Origin of the sequence: Sphingobacterium sp. UBA7625 (genome assembly GCF_002484085.1) — a bacterium.
Lineage (GTDB): Bacteria > Bacteroidota > Bacteroidia > Sphingobacteriales > Sphingobacteriaceae > Sphingobacterium > Sphingobacterium athyrii.
This window is the reverse complement of the sequence record NZ_DLJD01000051.1, coordinates 32,880-55,321: the sequence shown is the minus strand read 5'-3', so window position 1 is coordinate 55,321 and position 22,442 is coordinate 32,880. Positions and strand designations below refer to the sequence as shown.

The 22,442-nt window shown below is 42.6% G+C and carries 14 protein-coding genes and 1 tRNA gene; 4 read left to right on the top strand and 11 right to left on the bottom strand.

Annotation, left to right across the window (positions count from 1 at the left end; genetic code table 11):
• Positions 1-28: 28 nt before the first annotated feature.
• Both B4G94_RS20440 and B4G94_RS20435 read right to left on the bottom strand, forming a co-directional pair.
• Complete coding sequence (locus tag B4G94_RS20440) at positions 29-697, bottom strand: AcvB/VirJ family lysyl-phosphatidylglycerol hydrolase (RefSeq protein ID WP_108634621.1); 669 nt, start codon at positions 695-697, stop codon at positions 29-31.
• Between the two features lie 39 nt (positions 698-736).
• Positions 737-3,331, bottom strand: a complete 2,595-nt coding sequence (locus B4G94_RS20435) for a phosphatidylglycerol lysyltransferase domain-containing protein (protein WP_286861527.1) — start codon at positions 3,329-3,331, stop codon at positions 737-739.
• A gap of 123 nt (positions 3,332-3,454) precedes the next feature.
• On the opposite strand from B4G94_RS20435, the gene B4G94_RS20430 reads away from it, so the two are divergent.
• The gene (locus B4G94_RS20430; RefSeq protein WP_286861524.1) at positions 3,455-4,693 is read left to right on the top strand and encodes a glycosyltransferase; all 1,239 of its coding nucleotides are present in this window, start codon (positions 3,455-3,457) and stop codon (positions 4,691-4,693) included.
• A 1-nt stretch (position 4,694) separates the two neighbouring features.
• On the opposite strand, the gene B4G94_RS20425 is transcribed toward B4G94_RS20430, so the two are convergent.
• Both B4G94_RS20425 and dcd read right to left on the bottom strand, forming a co-directional pair.
• Positions 4,695-5,804: an MBL fold metallo-hydrolase gene (locus B4G94_RS20425; RefSeq protein WP_286861521.1), complete on the bottom strand. Its 1,110-nt coding sequence runs from the start codon at positions 5,802-5,804 to the stop codon at positions 4,695-4,697.
• Positions 5,805-6,341, bottom strand: a complete 537-nt coding sequence (gene dcd / locus B4G94_RS20420) for a dCTP deaminase (RefSeq protein ID WP_108634617.1) — start codon at positions 6,339-6,341, stop codon at positions 5,805-5,807.
• Positions 6,342-6,607: 266 nt separating this feature from the next.
• Here dcd and B4G94_RS20415 point away from each other — a divergent pair, with 266 nt between their 5' ends.
• Together B4G94_RS20415 and B4G94_RS20410 are read left to right on the top strand one after the other, a co-directional pair.
• Positions 6,608-7,249 carry a 4'-phosphopantetheinyl transferase family protein gene (locus B4G94_RS20415; protein WP_108634616.1) on the top strand — a complete coding sequence of 214 codons (642 nt, stop codon included), beginning with the start codon at positions 6,608-6,610 and terminating at the stop codon, positions 7,247-7,249.
• Positions 7,250-7,359: 110 nt separating this feature from the next.
• Positions 7,360-7,431 (top strand) — tRNA-Glu (locus tag B4G94_RS20410).
• Positions 7,432-7,504: 73 nt separating this feature from the next.
• On the opposite strand, the gene B4G94_RS20405 is transcribed toward B4G94_RS20410, so the two are convergent.
• The 5 genes from B4G94_RS20405 to B4G94_RS20385 all read right to left on the bottom strand — a co-directional run bounded on the left by B4G94_RS20405 (position 7,505) and on the right by B4G94_RS20385 (position 17,834).
• Positions 7,505-8,848, bottom strand: a complete 1,344-nt coding sequence (locus tag B4G94_RS20405; protein ID WP_286861518.1) for an ankyrin repeat domain-containing protein — start codon at positions 8,846-8,848, stop codon at positions 7,505-7,507.
• A 15-nt stretch (positions 8,849-8,863) separates the two neighbouring features.
• The gene (locus B4G94_RS20400) at positions 8,864-10,060 is read right to left on the bottom strand and encodes an ankyrin repeat domain-containing protein (protein ID WP_286861516.1); all 1,197 of its coding nucleotides are present in this window, start codon (positions 10,058-10,060) and stop codon (positions 8,864-8,866) included.
• A gap of 147 nt (positions 10,061-10,207) precedes the next feature.
• A complete protein-coding gene (locus tag B4G94_RS20395) occupies positions 10,208-12,997 on the bottom strand; it encodes a sugar-binding domain-containing protein (RefSeq protein WP_286861514.1) in 2,790 nt (929 codons plus the stop codon).
• Between the two features lie 8 nt (positions 12,998-13,005).
• Positions 13,006-16,374: a tetratricopeptide repeat protein gene (locus B4G94_RS20390; RefSeq protein ID WP_286861512.1), complete on the bottom strand. Its 3,369-nt coding sequence runs from the start codon at positions 16,372-16,374 to the stop codon at positions 13,006-13,008.
• Between the two features lie 71 nt (positions 16,375-16,445).
• Positions 16,446-17,834: a sugar porter family MFS transporter gene (locus B4G94_RS20385; RefSeq protein WP_108634611.1), complete on the bottom strand. Its 1,389-nt coding sequence runs from the start codon at positions 17,832-17,834 to the stop codon at positions 16,446-16,448.
• Positions 17,835-17,960: 126 nt separating this feature from the next.
• Between B4G94_RS20385 and B4G94_RS20380 the strand changes: the two genes are divergently transcribed.
• A complete protein-coding gene (locus B4G94_RS20380; RefSeq protein ID WP_286861507.1) occupies positions 17,961-18,854 on the top strand; it encodes an AraC family transcriptional regulator in 894 nt (297 codons plus the stop codon).
• Between the two features lie 153 nt (positions 18,855-19,007).
• Here the strand turns inward: B4G94_RS20380 and B4G94_RS20375 are convergent, their stop codons facing one another.
• Both B4G94_RS20375 and B4G94_RS20370 read right to left on the bottom strand, forming a co-directional pair.
• Positions 19,008-19,790, bottom strand: a complete 783-nt coding sequence (locus B4G94_RS20375) for an enoyl-CoA hydratase/isomerase family protein (RefSeq protein ID WP_286861504.1) — start codon at positions 19,788-19,790, stop codon at positions 19,008-19,010.
• Positions 19,791-19,794: 4 nt separating this feature from the next.
• Positions 19,795-22,287: a DUF5686 family protein gene (locus B4G94_RS20370; protein WP_286861501.1), complete on the bottom strand. Its 2,493-nt coding sequence runs from the start codon at positions 22,285-22,287 to the stop codon at positions 19,795-19,797.
• Positions 22,288-22,442 lie beyond the last annotated feature (155 nt).

Genomic DNA, 22,442 nt, shown 5'->3' with positions numbered 1-22,442 from the left:
TAATTTATTTGATCTAGGATAAGAAATATCAAAAAAGAGATAATGTTGTTTTAACGACCTGCTCCGCATTGCCGCTAAAGTGATGTCCACCCGAAAGATATTTCTTATTAAAGTTTTTTAATGTAATCTTTTTTACCGGAAATTCGGCCTCATCATCTCCTAACACCACGCTTGTTTTGACACCTTCTATTCGGTTTATCTCAGCGACTACATCAAGGCTCCGCTTGGTGCTGCTTCTACCCAAAATATCGGCAATATGTATCTCCAGATCGGTCGATACCGATGGTTCCAGTAACACAATGCTACGTACATTTTTCTTTATTAAGGGATCGATACGGTTTATGATAAAAGGTACCGCATCTGCTCCAAACGAATATCCCACAATAAAAAGCTGGTGATTCTGTCGAGACAACATCAGATTTTTGAGTGTATTTGACATATCCGCAGCGATATCCTTAGGTGTTTTTTTCTTCCAAAAATAGCTCTTGGAATCAATCGCAGCCACAGCATATCCAGCATCGGCAATCAACCGACAGATCTTATTCGAAAAAGAATTGAAACCACCATCTCCACTCAAATAAAGAACCAGGGGCAATACCGTTTTGTTGTTCCAATATTTCATCTCGATCAAACGTTGTTGGGCGAGGGCATGAAATGCCATGCAACCAATGATAAATAAAACGGTCAACTTCTTCATAGGATCAGTATTACTCGCCGAATAACGCTCAAGATGATACTAATCATTCGGTTTCATTACTTTAACTAGCGCAACCGGAAGCTGTATCAGATCAAAATCATGATCAAAGATAAGGTATTTGTTTTCCCAAAAAGTCGCATACTTCGCTTTAAAATCACGTAAGCTGTGATAATGTTTAAAATTCCCAAGTCGCGTTGACGCAAATTTCATAATCTTTTCTGCGGGGCTCTCTGTTGCTTCCAGCCCCGTCATCGGAACCATTCCCAGATTCAGGTAACTATATTTTAGCGCTTTTGCATAACTGATCATCTCTACAATCAACGCATCCATGCTCCCGCCGGGTGCTTCCAGTGATTTTCGGATCATATCATAAGTGCATTCATCTTTGGCATAATCGGGAATGACGTTCAAGAACGCGACGTTTTTACCGTTCCCATTTTTAAGCACAATAATATCCTGTTCGATCAGTTCTGCGGTATTGAACATTCCCTGAGAAAAAACCATTTCTTTTTTATCAAATTCTCTTAGCCATTCGTCCGAAATAGCTCGAAGCTCATCAAGGACTGCTGCACGCTGCGGAGCCTTCAGCACTGCGGTTGTAAATCCCTTTTTCTGGAGTGCATTCAGTCCATTGCGCAATGATTTACGCTCTTTTCCTTCGAGCGTAAATGTTTCCAGTTCCAAAACAGCTTCTTGCCCAATGGTGATCTTCTGCTTACGAAGCGATGAGAAATGAACCAGGCTGTTTTCATCGACCCGATAATAAATCGCTTTTAATCCATTGGCATAACAATAACGATCGAACTCCTCGACAAGCTCTTCTTTATCCCCCTGTTCACAAACCGGCTCATCCAATACTATGGCAAACTCATTTGCCAATCTATAGGCGGTAAACCCTTCGGAAATCTCAGAGAAAAAAAGATATTTGTCTTTCCCGAGTTTGAAAAAGTCCATGGGAGACTGTCCGAATTCATCCAGTAGCTGTTGCGCCCGTTCACGTTCGGATTTACTAGAATCTTCATCTGCGATCAGGCGTGGCCGGGCGAGCGCATAGATCAGCAGGAACCAGCAAAAAATCCCCAGGACCTGTGTAATGCGTAAGAATTCCTGCCCAAAATTGGTATGTGGCATCAGATCGTCATCGGCGAACAACAAAAAGCTCTTTGCGGTATGATAAATGGATTGCCGCCAAGTAAATTCAACTCCAAAATGTTGCTTATCGATAAAGTAGAAGCTCAATACATCGAATAAACAGACCCCGACCAATGCAACGACGAATGTTACAAACCCGATCCTCACCCAGCGAATATTGCTTTTAATTGGGTATTGCTTATAACTGATGCCCAAAAAAATGAGCGTCATTAAGGCCACCGATGCCTCTTCATAGTCCAACGCTTTAAACACATGCCCAAATAACGACAGTGTACTAAAAATAACAGCGATCCAAAAGGCTACACGAAAACCTTTGATCAAATAAGCCGACGTAACCAACAAACCTACTCCTAGAACAAAAACCATAAACTTAGATGCATGGATCGCTTCAAGGGGTAAATAAAACCGATCTAGCTTCATGCGATCGGCCAAAGGCGGTGTCAGCACCGACACAATATTGACCATGCCCAAGAAGAAGATCAGCAGTGCTGGCCCTACACGCGCCAAAAGCTGTCTGCCCCGCCAGGCGAAAGCGATTAACCCTAACAATAGTGGCAACCAAAACTCAAATACGCGATAAAGAATGGTTATTCCCAAGCCTTCTGCCTGACCGTAGCCATAGGCCTTGAAGATATACAGCATCGTTAATTCCACGGCACCTAAACCTCTTAAAAAAGGTGACACAATCATTAAAACCACTGAAACGGTATAGGCGATAGCCGCTGCTTCAAAGGAATGATCCAAGTCCAGCGCATACATGCTGACAAAAGCATGGGCTATCCCACAGCATTCAACAACCATAGACGCCAACACGGTACCCAGAAGATATTTCATTTTTACTTCCCCGGAAAATATCTCGTCTATATTGGAGGCAACAGCAGGAAATTTTAGTTCTACCCAACGGTAAATTCCTTTGTGTGTACGGAAAGACCATACGAGCCAGAATACAATAGCGAGCAGTATACCCAAAATTAACAGTGAAATCCAGGCATCACCAAAATTTTTATTATCCCAAATTGTATACAATATGACGGGGACACCAATCATAAAGACGGTTAACAGTCCCACATACCCATACAGCGCGCCAGCCTGATGAATCTGTGTCGTATTCAGATTCCGCTTTCGCAACTGAGTAGTTGTATAAGCGAGGGAACTAATGCCGCCCGCAGGAAGAAATACACTGAGCAGATTTCTTTTTAGGAATAGATCTATGGCAATTTTCAAATTGATCGAGAGACCAATGGCTTTGAAACTCTGCACATACATCACACCTTGCAATAGGACATAGAGCAGGGTTATACAGATGCCGACCGACACCCAGGTTAGATCTGCCGCTTTTAACTGCGGAATAATGGCGGCGAGTTCTTTCCTTTCATTTCTAAAAAAAACGAAAGCCAATAAAATAACCAAAACAGCTATTAGTTCCTTCCAATAGGTTTTTGGTGAAAAACGTCTAATGCGTTGAACAATAGTCTTGCCCATATTATCGTTTATTGTCTAATAACCGTACCGTATATATAAACACGAAATAAAGCTAATCGTTTCAAAATGACAAATTGTTAAGTTTTCATCAATTCTTTTGACATTAATCAGTAATTTTCACCCATGAAAGAGAAAAGGGTATTGTTCATCGGGCTGGTTTGGCCAGAACCAACATCATCAGCCGCCGGTTTTCGGATGATGCAACTGATCGAGACATTCCTGGATCGTTCTTATCAAATAACCTTTGCTTCTGCAGCAGCCAAATCTCCCTATAGTGCACCATTAAAGTCGCGAGGTATTACCGAACAAGCTATTGTGCTCAATAGTGATAGTTTTGACGAATTTATTGCATGGTTACAACCCGATATTGTTGTATTCGACAGGTTCATGGTCGAGGAACAATATGGCTGGAGGGTGGCTCAACAGTGTCCCGATGCACTTCGGGTGCTCGACACCGAGGACCTCCATTTCTTACGACAGGCACGGCAAACCTGCGTCAAAAATAAAGACGATTTTTCCTTTCAGGAATTGTTTACAGACACGGCAAAGCGGGAGATTGCCTCCATATTGCGTTGTGATCTATCATTAATTATCTCGGAGTCTGAAATGAAAATCCTGACGGAAGTGTTTCGGATTTCGCCTGATATTCTATACTATCTACCTTTTCTGGAAGATGAAATTACGGCCGACCAGACGAATGCATGGAAGTCATTTGAAGAACGAGGAAATCTGCTATTTATCGGCAACTTCATCCATGAACCCAACTGGCATACCGTGCAATACCTAAAGACAACGATTTGGCCAGTTCTTCGTAAAATGCTCCCTAAAGTAGAGTTACATATCTATGGGGCATATCCGACACAGAAAGTACTTCAGTTACATAATCCCAAAGAGAATTTTCATATCAAAGGAAGAACAGATTCTGCAAAGGACACCATGTCCAACTACAGACTATTGATTGCGCCGATTCAATTTGGGGCCGGAGTGAAAGGCAAATTTATCGACGCCATGCATACCGGTACCCCTACCGTCACAACATCGATTGGCGCTGAGGCGATGAAGGGCAATCTATCCTGGAATGGTTTTATTGAAGATGAACCCGAAGCTTTCTGCCAAAAAACCTTGGCGCTTTATAACGACAAAGTCGTCTGGGCAACAGCGCAGTCCAATGGTATCCGTATCATCAACGAACGCTACGAGAAACGCAAATATCAAGCGGACTTTATGACCAATCTATCCTTACTGAAGGTACAGCTGGACAAACATCGGCAACACAATTTTATTAGCCAGATCCTCCTACATCACACTGTACAGAGCACAAAATATATGTCACTGTGGATTGCTGAAAAGAACAAGGTATAATTTAATTGACTTCCCGCCACCAGGGAGCGTATACGGTATCCAGTTTGTCCAGATGCACCAGTTCCCCTATTTTCGGTGTAATGAGTTTACTGTTTTCTTTTTGGGCAATTTCATAAAACTTTTCCATTGGTTCTTTCCATCCATGCATTGCCAAGGCAAATTTTGACGAATGAACGGGCAAAGTGACTTTTGCTTGTAAGTCTCTGGTTTCAAGCCCCCATTCTTCGGGCAACGAATGGATATAATGCCAGGCATCATTATACTGCCCGTTCTCCAATATAGCCAGATCAAACGGGCCGAATCGATCCCCTATTGTCTTGAAATGCTTACCATAACCACTGTCACCACCTAAAAACAAATTGTATTTCGTTGTTTTCAGGACAAAGGAAGTCCAAAGGGTATTATTTCTTGTAAATCTACGGCCTGAAAAATGTCTTGCGGGGGTAAAATTTACCTGAAAATCAGGCTGAAGAGTAACCTGATCATACCAATCGCCCTCGACAATCTGTTCTGGTTTATAACCCCAGGATTCAAAATGCGCCCCCACCCCTAAACCACAGATAACCCGACCGACTTTCTCCCGCAGTTTGATTATGCTCTCGTAATCGAGATGGTCATAGTGATCATGGGAAATAAAAAGGAAATCTATTTCAGGAAAGTCTGCCGCTGTATAATCCACGGCGATTTTAAAGGCTTTGTTACTTCCCGGTACGGGTGAAGCATTTTCACTGAATACGGGATCGACGAGCAGTAGTTTGCCATCAATTTTCAGCAGATAAGAAGAGTGTCCAAACCAGACCAAAAGATCCTGTGGCGGCAGATTTTTCAGATCACATTTCACCGCCGGTAACACAACCAATGGCTTCAGTCCCGGCTTTTTATTGAAAAGAAAATCCCACATTAAAGAGACGATATTTACATCATTCTTTAGGGAGGGAGTCACTTCAAGATTATGAAATACTCCATCTCTGAAGTTTGGCGACTGTTTCATCCGCTCTAATCGGGCGCCTTTAAAGTTTCCGCCAAACATTGGATGAACAAAATAATAAAGCAATCCACTGATCACGATAATCAGCAGCATCCCTAAAATGATCCATCCAACGTTTTTCATTTAGAAACTATTCTTCCACATCATGGATTCGACAGGACGTATGGTCTTGCCATTATACTTTGCATTCCCCTTTGTATTGTAAAACGTCTCGATTTCGCCTTCTACAGCAAAATAAATCAATTGACCGATTGGCATTCCAGCATAGACTCTAACGGGCTGTGCGACAGATATCTCCAAGGTCCACGTATTACAAAATCCCACATCCCCTTTACCAGCTGTTGCATGGATGTCAATTCCCAAACGGCCAGTACTCGATTTTCCTTCCAAAAAAGGAACATGTTTATGTGTTTCTGTATATTCCTGCGTTACCCCCAAATACAAGGTATTAGGTTCCAATACAAAACCCTCCTCCGGTATTTCAAAATGATCAATTTCATTATGTTTTTTGGCATCCAGTACGCGGTCTGCATAGGTTGCCAAATATTTGCCCAAATGTACATCGTAGGAATTTGTTCCTAAACACTTACGGTCAAACGGCTGAATGACAATACTGCCATTTTCAATCTCTTCAAGAATTCTTTTATCCGATAAAATCATGTGTATCAAGATAGCAAGAGCATCAGGCCATGCTATATAAATTCAAAAATACGGTTCTCACACAAATTTTTACGCTATTTTTTATTTAAAGTACAGCTTTTATTGAGAATTGACTCTTTTAAAGCTTCGACCAGCTCAGTTCGTTCATTTTGACGGGCGTACCAAAATCAGCTTTTCCCCCTGCTGTCTGTATTTTACACGACGGTTTATCTAATCGCTCCTGATTGAACATGCGATAATTTGCAATTTGTTTTTTAAATTTGGGTATGAGTCTAGTGTATTTACGTGAAATAGATGGCCAAACCAAATTTGCCATTTGGCGGATTGAAGAATCCGATGATGATCTGTTATCCAAACTTCAGCTGGACGAGCGCGAGAAGGCTAAACTGGGTTCTTTTAATCAAGGTAAACGACGGTTACATTGGCTTGCTACACGTGTCTTATTGCGGACCCTTCTGAATACTTCGCGTTATATAGATTGCCCTTCCGATGCGAACGGTAAACCTTATTTAGCCAATTTTCCACAGAAGATATCACTTTCGCACTCCTTTGACTATGCCGCCGCAATGATAAGTACCGAGGGGGAGGTTGGGATCGACATGGAAATTATCAAAACAAAAGTTGAGCGGATCCAACATAAATTTCTCAAACCCGTTGAATTTGCTTTTATTACACAGGACGATACACGATACGAGCAGTTGTATGCCTGTTGGTGTGCCAAAGAGGCCATCTATAAACTTCAGGGGAATGCGGGGGTCTCTTTCTTAAATAACATGACTATACAGCCCTTCGACTACCAAAAGCAAGGTGTCTTAAAACTCGAACTGGACAGCAACCACCACAAGCAGACTTTTGACGTACATTATGAAAAATTCAATGAATATATGCTTGCATATGCTGTTGGCTAAGGTCGCTTAAAAAATAATTTTTCTCAATTTCAGCGAATTAGCGATATAAACGCACTTTTTTTTTGCGCTTATTGAAAAAGCTTCTATATTTGCAGCATCACAAAGGAAATGGCCCGTTCGTCTAGGGGTTAGGACGCAAGATTTTCATTCTTGAAACAGGGGTTCGATTCCCCTACGGGCTACAAAAAAAAACCTGCAAATGTAAAATTTGCAGGTTTTTTTGTTTTTATGTACACGCAATAATAGCCATGATGATCAGGCCTTTAATATCTTCGCTTTTTCCTGGTCAAATTCTTCTTGATTGATAATTCCGGCATCCAGCAGATCCTTTAAATCAAACAAAGCTTGTTTTTTCAGTCCCATATCCATCGGCGAAGCTGGTTGAGCTATGCTGGCACCTGCACTGATGGGACCATCATCCACAGCGTTTGTTTTCGCACCGAAGTCTATCAATAATCTTGTTATCTCATTAAATCCCTGCATATTGGAATAATCTATTGGCTTTTGCTCAAGAACATTAGAAATATCAGTCAGCGCACCGTTTGAAAGCAAATAACGCAATACATCTTTTTTCCCATATGCTGCCGCATAGTGCAAAGCTGTATTACCGGAGGCATCCTGTTTGTCTATAGTCGCACCACTATCCAACAGCTGTTTTACCAATGAAAGATAACCCATTTTTGTTGCAGTCTGTAATAGTGTTTCACCGGCATAATGAGGTTCAAATCCAAGAATAAATGTACGTCCACCAGTGCGCTCGATCAGCTTTTCCATATACTTTCCATCCTTTCCATCAAATGAATCTACAGGGCGAGCGTAATCCGCAGAAAGCCCTCTTTCCAAAAACAACGCCAGTAGCTCCTTTTGATTGCTATTACAGACGTACCAAACTGGAGAGATCCCTTCGGCAGACTCAGCAAAAATATCACTGCCTTGTTCTAATAATCTCTGTGCGAGCACACGATTACCCATTTTCACGGCTAATAGCAAGGGGCCTTCGCTTAGATCGTTCAACGTGTTGACTGCGGCGCCATTATCCAACAACATATTTACAATGGGCACCGACCCTAATGCTACTGCAATGTTGAGTGCAGTATTGCCTGCTTTATCGGTGATATCCAAATTGGCTCCTTGTGACACCAGCAATTGAACGACAGGGGGATATTTTGCCTGCACAGCCAACAACAAAGGCGACTCCGCATCATTGCTCAATGCATTTACCTCCAATCCTGCAGCGATCAGTTTCTCAGCCATCTCCTGCTGTCCGGTCCGTGCGGTAATATGTAATAAGCTATTGCCCAAGAAGTCATTGATATGAATATTGGCGTTTTTGTCCAATAAATAAGCCGCGGTTTGCTTCTGCTTTTGTAGCAGGGCAAAATACAATGGTGTCTCACCGCGATGGTCTTCGTAATCCACCGCCGCACCGGCCTCGACCAACTTTTTTACCAGATCCAAATATCCGCGATGAGCTGCATAATGTAATGCTGTTCGACCTAATTCATCCGTATACGACACATCGACTTGGTTCTTTTCCAACAAGATTTCAGCAATCTTGCGTTTTCCCCCTTCGCATGCAACTATAAATGATTGAGACATGAATTTTCTTTTTATTTATTGCTTTAATAACCACTCCACGGTCTTTACCTTGAGATTGTCCTCCATGGCATAATCAACCGCTTTTTTGTCCTTGCTATTTTCTATCTGAGGATCAATTCCTTCAGCTACTAAAAACTTCACTTTCTTGTATAGATCCCGTGCTTTATTTTCATCGTAATTTAGATCTACCTGACATACTTTATGCAAAATTGTATTTCCTTCATTATCCGAATAGCTTAGATCCAGATATTCTTTGTCCACAACTTCCTGCAATGTGGCCGCAGATCGTTCCGCCAGCCAGTCGACTCCAGTCTTTTCTTTCTGATACCAGCGTGATGCAGCTGTCAGATCGCCTCCTTGCTCCAATAACAAAGTTAGAATTCTAAGATTAGATTCACTGTCCGTATGCATCTTTCGAAGAAATGCATTAAGCAGATTTTCGCCCTGCTTATCAACACTATGGAAGTCGGGCACCCCATAATTTAGAAGCAATTCCAATAATTCTGGATTGAACTGTCTTGTGGCGGCATAATGAAAAACACTTTCACCATGCCAGTCCTTCAGTCCAGGGTCTGCACCTGCATCCAGTAACTTGACCACGGCGGGCATTTTTATGGTATCTACAGCCATGTGCAAAGCTGTCTTCTGCTCGACATTGCTGATATTGGGATCGACACCCTCAGATAACAACCAGTCCACCAGCTCCACAATGCGATCCGCAGATTGCATACGGAGATTACAAACTTTAAAAAGCAGCGTCTGTCCATATTGATCCATGCGCTGTAAATCAGCTCCAGCTTCCGCAATGGCCTTCAACAATGCCATGCTGACATTTTCCTGTATTGCATATTCAAATAAGGTGGTGCCGGCGACTTCTTCATTAATATCATCTATACGCCCCAGATATCCCTTAAACCAGGCTAAATAAGCTTCCAGCTGTTCTTCCGTTGAAATCTGCGGCTTTAACAAGGCAGTGATAACGGTTGAACTAAAGCGATCATAATCATAAAGGTCTGTTGAAATAAACCCCTTATCAATAAATTCGTCCAACACGTCATAGTGCTGTGATCTGATCAATTGGCTGACGGTGCCGTTCAACTCGTAATCCTGAAATTCAGCTTTGTTGGTTGCCGAGGCAAAAATTTGCGCTATCCCTGTTATATCGCCCCTACGTGAACATTCAGCAAGTGCTCTTAACTCGTTATTCGTCATTTTTTTTATTTCTGTTAACTTAAGAAAAGACAGTAATGTGGTTCTCTTAAAAACGAGTGAAACAAAAGAATAGTATGAATAACAGTCAAAATCGACCATTATAACAAACAGACCGCCATAGTGAGCAGAAAATTAGCCAAATAATATTTAATAAATAGCTTTCGGAGCTGCCTTTTCCTGCGGCTCTTTATATTGCAGAATCTTTTGTAATACCTCAGGATTTTCGATAACTTTTGGCGCAAACCTCGAACTATTCATATAGGTGAGTATGGATTGCAGCATCTGTCTTGCGACGGACCTGTTGTTTAAATCAGTCGCCAGATCAAATGACGCCACCATCAGTTTACCTTTCCCCACCGAACCCTCAAAGAGTGTAGCCAGTTTTCTATTGTTTGCAAAATTATCTATCATTTCGACAAGGGCTTTTCCACCTTTGATCTGATCCATGACCATTGTTGTGGAGTTGATCTGCAGATCCCACCACTGCCAGTCTGTATGCCCATCTGTTGGAAAACTACCAAACACTGGATGTTTTGGATCACAGAGTAACCCCATTGTTCCGGCCTGCTTCGGAAAATGTACCGGACTCCAGAATACTGGGACAAATTTACCTTCAATACCTGTAATTTTTTTCCAGTCAGGATTTAAAAGAACCTTTTTGCCAGCCTGCAACAGCCGTAAAGCGTCGTCCAGCTCCCTTGTATAGCTTACTTCAGTAAAATCAATTTGATTTTCTTTGGGATACACCCATATATTCCAGTGATTTTCATAGCTCGTGCCTTTGAGATTAATATGAAGTGTCAACTTTTTGGCTTGCTGTATGGCTTGAAGTGGTACTTCAAAGCGGCCTACTTTCCCATTGTACCCCTGACCTACGACTGTTGGAAAGTGACCTTTTGCAACAGTTTTTGCCCCATCTTTCATAGACCACTCGACCAACTGATCGCTCAATGTGACAGCACCATAATTGCTGATGTCTACAACCCCGTCAAATACTTCATCATTCGTATATACAGCTTTGGAAAACTGAAGCAGGGGCACCACAGGGGCGCAAAACTGTCTGAATTCAGCTGCCGAAAGGATATTTTTACTATCCCAAAAGGCATCTAACAGTCCCACCAATGCGGTACCTTGGCCAGGGAAATCATGGAGATCCAGTAATTGGTAACCGCTGATGCCCGGTGTTTTCAGCGCACGTTCCAGCTCTTCTTTATACAGGATTGCGGCCAGCTTACCTGAAGACATTGTATAGGCCTTAGCTTTATGCAATAGGCCTTTGCGTTTGAGATCTTCGGCTACAGCAATAAAGTTTAACGGCTTTAATACACCTGTATACTTTTTAATCTCATCCAAATTGGGGTAAACGGCATACTGCCCGATCTCATGCGTAACAACTGGAATAGAAACACCTTCCAATGAAGCAATGTAGTTCTTATTAAAAACCGGCGGCTCACTGTTGAATACGCCCTGCCCTCGCACCCATCCCTTTGCCGTCCACTGGGTGATCAGAAAATCGTCAAAAGGTTCGCCGGAAATTCCATGTCCTTGTTGAAAAGTAAATGATGTCGCTGTATAGAGGTGTCTCTGATCTTTCTCTTTTATATGTTTTACAAGTGTGTTAAGGGCATCAAAGTCACCGCTCAATTCATTCCCCATACTCCAAAAGCAGAACGACGGATGATTACCGTATTGTTTGATCATCCTGTCAGCCTCCTCATATAGAAAACCTAAAGCCGCATCATCTTTACCCACATTATTTTCCCAGATCGGCAATTCAACCTGCAGATAGAACCCAAGTTCATCAGCCACAGTAAAAGCAGCTTCCGGGGGACACCAGGAGTGGAACCTTAAGTGGTTGAGTCCCCATTGCCGGGCTGTCGTAAATACCTTCAGCCACCCAGCTTCTTCCATGGGTGGATGCCCGGTCAACGGGAAAATATTGCACTCCAATGTCCCGCGAAGAAAAAGAGGTTGTCCATTGATGTTCATTGCCGTACCCTTTTTTGACAGCTCCCTCATTCCAAAAGAGGTACTTGTTACATTAGTGCCCTCAGTCGAATGACACACTACTTCTACTTCATAGAGATTTGGTGAAAATTCGTTCCATGCCCGCATCTCCGGCCCCAGATCATAGCTGAGTTGTATACAGGAATCTCCCGGCATAAGCAAAATCTCTTTGTCCACCGTCGGAAGGAACGTCTTGTCGCCTTTGCCTCTAACCCTCACCTTGAGCGTGCTACGAGTATTTTTTTGCGTTTTATTCGAAAGTACTATACTTAGATCTACTCGCTTTGCGCTCAAAACCGGAAAAGTACTTAACTGTTTGACATGAATTTTATCCAAGGCTTCAATATACATCGAACCGATGATACCATTCCACATAATCTGGGTATGGTCTGTATAGGCATGTGCCATATCATCGACACTGATCGCCATTTTCTTTCGGTTGTCAATGCGAATAGTCAGACGATGCTTTTTTCCGGCCTTTAGAAACGAGCTTAAGTAAAATTCATGTGCACTTACCAAACTTCGTTGTTTTTGGGGAACTTCTTTGCCGTCAATCCAGATTGTGGATTCCCATATAATCCGTTCCAATTTTAGGATCATTTCCTTACCTGCCCAGCCCCGCGGGATAGATAGCTCTTTCGTGTACCAAGCTACGCCCACATACCGATGTTTTCTCGTCAGATGGGAAAGCTGAGGTTTAGTGAGCGCCGGAGCTAGGCTATTCGCCGTTCCCAGTCTCGCGTCATCTGTCGTCCCCGGCAGTTTGATGGCTGTTGCGAAAGACCTATTGGCCCACCCGTTCTTCACACCCACATCCTCTGGGTCAAGCTGTACACTCCACTGACCGGCAAGATTGAGCTGATACCCTTCGACCGCCCAAAGGCAGTAACTCTGTAAAAGAGCAAACAATAAAATGAGATAACGATACATGTCTGAAATTAATTATTTAGGATGACATCCTCCAAATAAGAACGTAAGATAGATAGACAACCCTGATGGTTGGGGTCTAATTCCCGCACCTGTGCAAGATGGCCCTTAGCCAAAGGCAAATCTCCTCTTCCGAGGTACCCTAAGCCCATTACATATAGACAATGAATCCTATTTTTAAGGTCAAGGTCGTCCTCCCAGATATCCATATCGGGCAATGAAACGGCAAAATAATCGATTTTAAAAGGTCTGTCCAAGTAGGCTTTACCATGATCAATTAGACCTTGGAAACATTGTTGAGCTTTGTCTTCTTGTTTGAGTTCACGCCAGGCCAGACCTTGAAAAAATATCTTGTCAGGTTGCGGATCATTATAAAAGAGAGCCTGCTGAGGTTCCTGAGCCCCTTGTGTAGCTTTGATGAAATAGGCTGTTGCTTCCGCCTCATTTCCCATTGAACGGTATAAAATGCCCTTATAGTAATCAATATCGTTCTCCTCCATCGTAATCAGTTTACCCTCACCAAGATTATATGGATAGCTGTCAATGGCTGTAAGCAGTGCAAGTGCATGATTGAGGTCGTTGACTTTTAAACGCTCCTTGGCCAATTCCAGATGACAGATTGTATATTGACGGGACACCTTTCCTTCTCCACCTTCCCAAGGTTTAAACTGTCGGGAAGCCAGCAGTTGTCTAGCCTCTTCGTATCGCCCCAGGAGATTGAAAAGTGTAATCCGTTCCAAGAAAAGATCATCTCGGCTAACCACAAGGTCTGCATAGCGATCCAATAGAGCCAGTCTTTCCCCATAGTTGTACCCTTGTTTCTTATAGAGCTGGTGCAATTCCATCAGCAGTCGGGCATCAGTCTCATCCAATGCGAATGCTTTTTCCAACAAAGCAACGGCTTCCTCCTTCCTGTCCATTCGATTATAATAGGCCAAAGCCAAATTTCGAAAAGCGGTAGGATACTGTTGATCCAATTGTATGGCTTGCTCCCAGCAGTCCACTGCATCTTGATGTTGTCTCCGCCCGTACCATAGATTCCCCAAGTAGTAATAGGCTTTTGCATCGTCATTGTTGTACAGGATTGCATCCTGAAGTATAAGGATCTCTTCCAACCGATTTGGGAAGCAATAAGTCGGGTCCATGATACGAGCTTTGTCATAATAGGCTTTTGCTTGATCATTTTGTCCGATACATGCACTAAAATAGCCCAACGCATAATATATCATTGGATATACTGTTTGCGGATCGTCGATCGTTTTTTCCAATAACTGGATGGCTTCTTCATACAGCCCAGCCTGCGCAAAATCCAGCGCATATTCTACCACACTCTGTATATTTACTTTACATAAATCTAGAACAGGCGTCAAAACAGTCTTGTCCTTTGTCAGCAGATACCATTCAAATTGACAGCCCATATTGAATGGGTCTATTTCCAGCGAATCTTTAATGTAACCCAACGCTTCCTCTACCCGCCCCAGTTTTCTCAAAATCGAGGTTTTTAATTGCCGGGCTTTATGGTGTTTCCAGTTTCGGTTTATTGAACGTTCTATTTTTTCCAGCGCAGCATCCCATTGTCCGCGTTTTGAATCTATTTGTGCGAGACCAAAATACCCCGCGTCCTGCCAGGCGGCATTCCAGGTTGCCTTATAAAAGGCGGCGTAGGCTGCATCCAGTTCACCGGATAATTGTAAAGCTAAGCCTAGATTATAATAGGCCTCGCCATCGTAAGGATTTGGATTCCGTTCGGTAAGCCTTGCTATTGCGGTACGGAAGTAAGGGATAGACTCAGCGATCTTTCCACTTCTTAATAATAGAGCTCCCAGTGCATTGTTACACCGTGCGTCATGCGGATCCCGTTTCAGTGCCTCGAGATAGTAATCCATTGGATTATAGGTGGCGTGCCGGTATTGTTCAAGATGCTGTCCTGCCAGGAATAACTCCTCCGTCGAGTGAACGGATTCCGGTGCTGAAACAGCCCGTGCGGGTTCGGGGATATCCCTACTATCCCTTTGCTTTTCCAATTGATACTGCAGCATTTCATTACCATTGCTATCATAAACCGAAAGGATCAAATCAAAGGGATTACCCGGTAAATCAGAAACAGTTTGTTTATAAATATCCCGAGGGGAACAATAGATCTCTTCTTCCAGATAAACTCTCCCTTGCTTATCCCTCAAAACAATATGAAGGCCTTCAAATACCGCTGTTGCGTATAGGATAATGTGAGCACACTGTTGATGGACCTCCATATTGAGGACAAGATCTTTCGTTGCATTCTTCACATGCCCCACAGCTGCATAGGGCATAAAATATTGCGACCATGATTTCACTTCATAAGGCTGCAACCAGGCAAAATCGGGCTGATTGTCAGTATACACACCAGCCATTAATTCGATATAAGGGCCATTTTCGTCTGTCAGATTCCGGTCCCAAGCCAAACCAAAATCACCATTACCCCATGTCCATTGTTTCTTTCCCGGAGAAATATGATGGTCTGCAACGTGTAACATCCCCGCATTGGTATCTCCGGCTTCATAACCGCCCACAAAATTATATTTTGACTGGATGGCCATATAGGAGGTCGGAACAGGAATATTCTTGTATTGTGCGATATCAACTCCAGCGGAATAATCGTATTTATAATAAGTTCCTGTTGCTATCGGGAATGTTGAAACTTCTCTTTTGCCATGATCAAACACAGCATTTACATCGGGAGGGAAAACAGAATAATAATCATCATTGACGACAACAGCCGGATTGGCCCACCAGAGGAAAGTCTGTGGTAAGGCAGTGCGGTTGTAGACCTGCACTTTTATTTCAATAAAGGCTTTGTCGGGATAAAGTGTAAACCCCTGGATGGCCTTCATCCGAAACATCCGTTCGATTTCATTGCACCATACCGTCACACTGCCATCCGTATTATGCTCAACTAAATATTCCGTTGGCATAAAGGTAGTCGGGCGGTGATGCTGAGGCCAATTAAACTCGATCCCGCCGGAAATCCAAGGACCTGTAAGCCCGACCAGTGCTGGTTTGATCACTTCATTATAATAGACAAAATGTCGTTCTCTAACCTTATCGTAGGCCATATGGATTCTTCCACCGAGTTCAGGCAGAATCATTACCTTGATATATTCATTTTCTAAAAATAGTGCCTGATAGATCTTGTCCTTTTTCTCGTCGCTAATTTTTTCGATAATGGGATAGGGATATACCACACCGGAGCTACCTTGGTACACACGTTTTTCAGCAAAAATCGGATTTTTCTCCATCGCGCCAACCGCGTAGGTCGGTATCGCCACAGATTCCGCCCAAACTTTTACTATACCGCGCTGATTGACTGTGGATTTAATCAGGTAACGTGTCAATTCTGTCATGTTGTAAATAGCTATTAGATTATATACTTTAAGTTGATTTAATAATTAAAAAGGGCAACTATCTGCAAAATTTAGGGTGTTATCGCTTCATCCGACCATTCCTGTTCAATCTCCTCGAGACTTTTACCTTTGGTCTCCTTCAATTGTCCCCATAAAAATACGTAGCCAATCAGGCAGACTATTCCATACAGCCAAAATGTGCCCGCTGCGCCCAAGCTTTGATTCAACATCGGAAAGGTATAGGTAAGTACGAAACATGCGATCCATAACAGTGAGGTCGCTATAGCCATCGCTTGCGCTCTAACCGCCGTAGGGAAAATTTCAGCAATGATAACCCAAGTTACCGGCGCTAATGTCATTGCATAAACCGCAATTCCAGCTAATACCAGGAGAAGTACAAAGATGCCGCTGCAATTGAAATAGTAGCAAGCACCTAAAGCCGCATAAATACCGAAAAGTCCTGCAGCACCGAACAACATTAATGCGCGGCGTCCAACCCTATCGACCATATACATGCCTACGAAGGTAAATATGACATTGATCACGCCTGTTATAATTATATTGAAAAGCATCCCCGACACCGTGTATCCCGCAGCTGTAAAAATCTCCTGTGCATAATTGAAGATCACGTTGATGCCACACCATTGCTGAAAGACCGCAATAAAACTTCCTAGAAACAAAAGCCTTAATAACTTCCCCCGAAATAGGTTCTTTTTCTTTAGTCTATTATGATCCGTATCGGTAACTTCCATGTTAGCCATACTTTTGCTGGCATAATAATCACCACCCATCCGTAAAAAAATCTGTCGGGCCTCTTCATGTCTTCCTTTGTTGAATAACCATCTAGGACTTTCCGGAATCAGGAAAAGCAGCAATAAAAAAATAACCGCCGGAATCGCTCCCGCCCAAAACATCCACCGCCAGCCCTGCTGTCCGTTCCATGTTGTGGCTATAACTTCTTCGGGCAACACGGGCTTTGCAATCAACCAATTGACAATCTGTGCTGCAAGTATCCCCAGTACAATCGTCAGTTGGTTGATGGAGACAAATTTTCCGCGGCTTTCTGCGGGCGCTATCTCCGCTATATACATCGGCGCGAGATTAGAAGCCACACCTATCCCTATCCCACCCAGTACACGATAAATAATAAAGAGACTAAGGTTGGCAGCCATACCTGTTCCTACAGCAGAGATAATAAAAAGAATCGCCGCGATATAAATCAGTGGCTTTCGACCGTAACGATCTGCCAGACCTCCCGAAAGCAATACACCGATAAAGCTGCCTACAATTGCTGACGACATCGCCCAACCCTGAAGTGCAGGAGCAGACTCCAAATGAAAATATGCCTCATAGAAAGGCTTCGCCCCTCCAATGACAACCCAATCGTAGCCAAAAAGAAACCCTCCAATAGCGGCCACAAAAGTGATTAACAGCAAATACGTCGTCGTGGTCTTTTGCATAAGAATTTACATATTTAGATTTATTGACGTAAAATTAGTGGAATACTGTATGTAAATCATGTAAGTGAACACGATAAACATGTAAAATATTACTATTTTTATAGCATATACCAAATTCCCTGATTTATGAATAGAGATACGGATGTGATGGCAGAAGGATTCAAAGGTGAGAAGGCAATTGTACTCCCTTATTCCGTGTGCAACTACCAAGCTTCCAATGCAATTACTTCAAAATTACACATCACACATATTGGCTACTATCCGAATGCAAAAAAGCATTATCGTGACCGTCAGGAAGGCTGTGCAGAATATATTTTGATTTATTGCGAAAACGGCCATGGGTGGATCAAACAGGATGAAATAACTTATAATATCTCTAGAAATGATCTTTACATCATTCCTAAAAACACAACGCATTCTTATGGTTCCAGAGCCAACGACCCTTGGAGTATTTATTGGATCCACTTTCAAGGTACTGAAGCATCTCTTTTTGAAAATATCATCGGACAGATCAATCACATGAATGATAACCACACAAACAAGCACAACGACCGACTTCAGTTATTTGAAAGTATATACCAAAATCTGGAAATGGGCTATAGCCCAGAAAATTTAGAATACACAAGTTTTTGCTTTCAATATTTTTTGGCATCCATCAAATATGCGACGCAATACAAAGAAAGTAATCCGATTAAAGTAGATAATATCATTCAGGATATCATCCTGTTTATGAAGGACAATCTGGAAAATAACATTAGTCTGGACGAGATTGCTTCACATTTTAACTATTCAAAATCGCACTTGATCAACTTATTCAAACAGAAGACCTCTTATCCGCCCATGGTATACTACAATCAATTGCGCATGCAAAGAGCCTGTTCATATTTGCAATTTACGCTGCTAAAAATTAAAGAGATCGCTTTCAAGCTGCATTTCTATGATCCCTTTCATTTTTCTAAGGCCTTTACCAAAGAGATGAAGATGTCTCCTCAAGATTATCGCAGGATATATCAAAAGTAGGTTGGATTAAATTCCCGATCGATTGCCTCCAAGATAGCAGGGATCATCGCTGTTTCGAAGTTATTACTGCCTAAGTAAAGTCTTAGACAAAAGAAGAGCTTCCCATTAATTTGAGAAGCTTTCTATCTTTCTAATGCAGTAAGACGGCTTGTACTATAGCGGAAAATTGGGTGGTCTTTTCTCCAGAAAAGCCGAAACCCCCTCTTTAAAATCTTCTGTTCCGAACAGGTGTCCAAACGCATCCATCTCGACTTTGTTACCATCCCGCTTTTTGTCCGCAGCCGCATTGATGGCATCTATGGCGTTGGCAACCGCGACACGTGAACGTGTAAATATTTTCCGAAGTATTTCTTCGGCACGCGAAATCAGCTTTTCCTGGGGAACCACTTCGTTCACCAGTCCCATTTCATAGGCTTTATGCGCATCAACCATATCGCCGGTCAAAATCATCTGCATAGCTTGCCCCTTTCCGATCAAAGCGGGCAAGCGCTGTGTCCCACCATAACCCGGAATCAGTCCCAACGAAACTTCAGGAAGTCCCATTTTTGCATTTTCAGAAGCAATACGCATATGACAAGCCAGCGCCATCTCAAGTCCACCACCTAAAGCGTAGCCGTTGATGGCCGCAATAACGGGTTTTGGCGCTCCCTCAATAAGATCTGTAAAAATGATATGACCGCGCTCACTTAACCAACGTGCCTGAACAACTGACAAGTCAGTAAACTCCTTAATATCCGCCCCAGCGACAAATGCTTTCTGGCCTGCTCCCGTCAATATAATACCACGGACATGGCTATCTGCATTAAAGTGCTTAAAAATTTCCTGTAATTCATCAAGTGTCTCTTGATTCAGGGCGTTCATTTGAGGTTCACGATTTATTAGGATATAGCCGATGCTATCTTTAACCTCATATTTTAAATTCGAATATTGGGTCATAAAGCTAAAAATTAAAATGTATGGATGCTGTAAAGGTATCTGAAGGCACCCCTTCTCCACCTTTGTAGCTCAATCTCTTTTTATACTCTAATCTAAGCAATTTAAAGATATTATCCACACCGACCAAACCTTCAACATAGGGTTTATTGCGCAGGGCTTTTGTTTGGACAATACCATTTTTATCGGCTTCAAATTGAATATTTTCAGGCGTTACGAAAGGATTATTGACATCGCTCAGTTTTCCATAAAAAGCTTTAAAACCTGTCAGTTCACGCCATTTCAGTTTTCTGAACAAAGGGATTCTATTAAAGAAAAACCCGTTCCAGTTATGATGATAGGTCAATTTTAAAAACTGGTCAGATGCAAACTCTGAAGTGGCCATCAAATCAAAGTTGACCAGCGGCCCTGCTTTATCTTTGGAGACATCGGGGAGCTCCAATAGGGTATACGGCAAATGTTTACCCCAGATCCTTCCTCCGGAAAACTCAAAATCTGCCTGTCCGGCCGGAGATAAAAACATCCGTTTGAACACACTGAACCGTAAGGCATCATAACTATAATCTGCTCCCCAAAAGCCTTTCAGTCCCCTGTTATATTGAAGTGTAAAAATCGGGTATTTATTTTCCACTGTACCACGATCCAGGTTATGGTAGGTAAAATCCTCGTTTGGAGCCCAGCGTAGGATGACTTGTAGATCGTTTGTATTTACCCTACGGATGGTATCGGGGCTGGGTAGCGTATTGATGTAAAATAAATCACCCCTTGGCTGTCTGCGGGTATGAGTAAATGCTGTGCCGATACTCACATGGTTACCAAACTCAATCAGATGATCAAGACGGTAGAAATCGTTAAATTGCCATTTATTTGGCCTATTCTTTCCAAAAGATCGGAAAAATCCGTCGCCTTTTAGAAAGCCTAGATTACGACCGGGCTCCATGACATCGTGCTGTACAGTAAAGCGCAGGTAGTTTGCTGGAAACTGGACAATACGCTCGCCATTTAGGGTAAATGCTGTACTTAGATAATATTTTATCTCCTTGTCTTTATCGCCATACGCGGCATACCCTTCTATAAATGCCTTTTCGGAAAACAGGCGTGTCGTCCGGCCACTCAGCCGGATACGGTTACCTTCATAATTATTCCGGCTATAGAGGTACTCCAACGGTCCGAACTCAAATTTGCCGGCATTGTAATATCCCTTTGCCAATAGGTAACCCAAAGCAACCAACTGGTTGAAGGAGCGCATATTCTGAACGGAATCCACTTTCTGGTAGGCCTCCAATTCAGCTTTGCTCAGCGGTGCAGGTCTGACTTGAATCATCGGAACCTTTGCCGCGGATTGAAGCAGGTATCTTTTTTCAACGGGCACACCCGCAAAGTTATCATTCGAGATCGAGTCTGTCCGGTGTCCTAGGTATTTCGTTTCCCTACGTCCATATAAAACATCCGATTTACTTGCACCAAACAATATCTTTAAATCGGTATGTACCGGAATCATACTACCGTTTTTAAATTCGCTGTAGCCTAAATCGATCTGTACATCATTGATCCAGTTGATATTTGCCGCCTTCCCAATATTCAATGTGGCCTGTTGAACAGCAAACCGCGTATCGTCTGAGATAAGGAGAACACCGTAGAAAAGTAAATCAATCTTGGATTTACCCTCAAAATGAAGTTCGATATAGTCTTTACCAGCTATCTGGACGGTATCCTCTATATGGTATTTATAAAAGGCGGTGGCGCCTGTGGCGATCGGACTCAAAATCCCCTTATTTGCGATCTGTATATTATTCTCGTAGAGATCGACATTCCGAAGTATGGTCTGGAAACGGGTCTGCCAATTGTCGTTATTGAAAAAACGGGGATTTAGTTCTGTCTGATTGTGGCTAGTGACAATCTTTTTACTCCGGTTAGGATCATGCGATGAATAGACGTTTGCATAATTTTCTTCCATGTAGAAGGGAGCTATCGTTACGCCCCGAAATACCGTCGAGTCAATATTTTCAAAAAGAAACCGAAAAGGCTTTGGAACTTTTTTTGCTTTATCTTCTGGGTTCACAAAGCCAAATTGCGTCTTCTCGTACTCATCAAAACGGATCTCGGGAATACGGGTATAATGATTTTGCGGACGATGGGCAATGACCTGTTCTATCAGCGCAATCGCAGGATCCTTTGGTTTCCTATTTTTTCGATTGATGACAACCATATCCAGCGTATTGTCTTTCGACGTCAACCGAACAGTCATCAACGTATCAGCGCCCCGGTGTACGTCTATCGTCCTTCGCTCATATCCCACTGCCCCAAATGTCAATTGCCGATGTTGTTTTATATCCTGAATCTTAAAGTAGCCAAGCGTATCGCTGATACCTCCTCCCTCCTCGCCGACCCAGTTTATCGATACACGTGCAATTCCCTTGCCCGTCTGTGCATCAACAACCTTACCGCGAAGAAATTCTTGCGCAACCACTTCCCCCCCGAACAGCAGGAATACTAACACACTAAAAAAGCTTATTGAAAAAGATTTAACACACACTTTAAACACCATCTTCAAACTGATAGGATTTCTTTTTTACAATATACAATTTGTATTCAAGAGTTATACCAATAAATATAAAAAAAGCATAACGATATCGCTATGCTTTAATAAACAAC

Coding starts and splice junctions, on each gene's coding strand:
- B4G94_RS20375 (WP_286861504.1), bottom strand. CDS start 19,790: ATGACCCAATATTCGAATTTAAAATATGAGGTTAAAGATAGCATCGGC.
- B4G94_RS20435 (WP_286861527.1), bottom strand. CDS start 3,331: ATGGGCAAGACTATTGTTCAACGCATTAGACGTTTTTCACCAAAAACC.
- B4G94_RS20425 (WP_286861521.1), bottom strand. CDS start 5,804: ATGAAAAACGTTGGATGGATCATTTTAGGGATGCTGCTGATTATCGTG.
- B4G94_RS20405 (WP_286861518.1), bottom strand. CDS start 8,848: ATGTCTCAATCATTTATAGTTGCATGCGAAGGGGGAAAACGCAAGATT.
- B4G94_RS20390 (WP_286861512.1), bottom strand. CDS start 16,374: ATGACAGAATTGACACGTTACCTGATTAAATCCACAGTCAATCAGCGC.
- dcd (WP_108634617.1), bottom strand. CDS start 6,341: ATGATTTTATCGGATAAAAGAATTCTTGAAGAGATTGAAAATGGCAGT.
- B4G94_RS20440 (WP_108634621.1), bottom strand. CDS start 697: ATGAAGAAGTTGACCGTTTTATTTATCATTGGTTGCATGGCATTTCAT.
- B4G94_RS20385 (WP_108634611.1), bottom strand. CDS start 17,834: ATGCAAAAGACCACGACGACGTATTTGCTGTTAATCACTTTTGTGGCC.
- B4G94_RS20415 (WP_108634616.1), top strand. CDS start 6,608: ATGAGTCTAGTGTATTTACGTGAAATAGATGGCCAAACCAAATTTGCC.
- B4G94_RS20430 (WP_286861524.1), top strand. CDS start 3,455: ATGAAAGAGAAAAGGGTATTGTTCATCGGGCTGGTTTGGCCAGAACCA.
- B4G94_RS20380 (WP_286861507.1), top strand. CDS start 17,961: ATGAATAGAGATACGGATGTGATGGCAGAAGGATTCAAAGGTGAGAAG.
- B4G94_RS20395 (WP_286861514.1), bottom strand. CDS start 12,997: ATGTATCGTTATCTCATTTTATTGTTTGCTCTTTTACAGAGTTACTGC.
- B4G94_RS20400 (WP_286861516.1), bottom strand. CDS start 10,060: ATGACGAATAACGAGTTAAGAGCACTTGCTGAATGTTCACGTAGGGGC.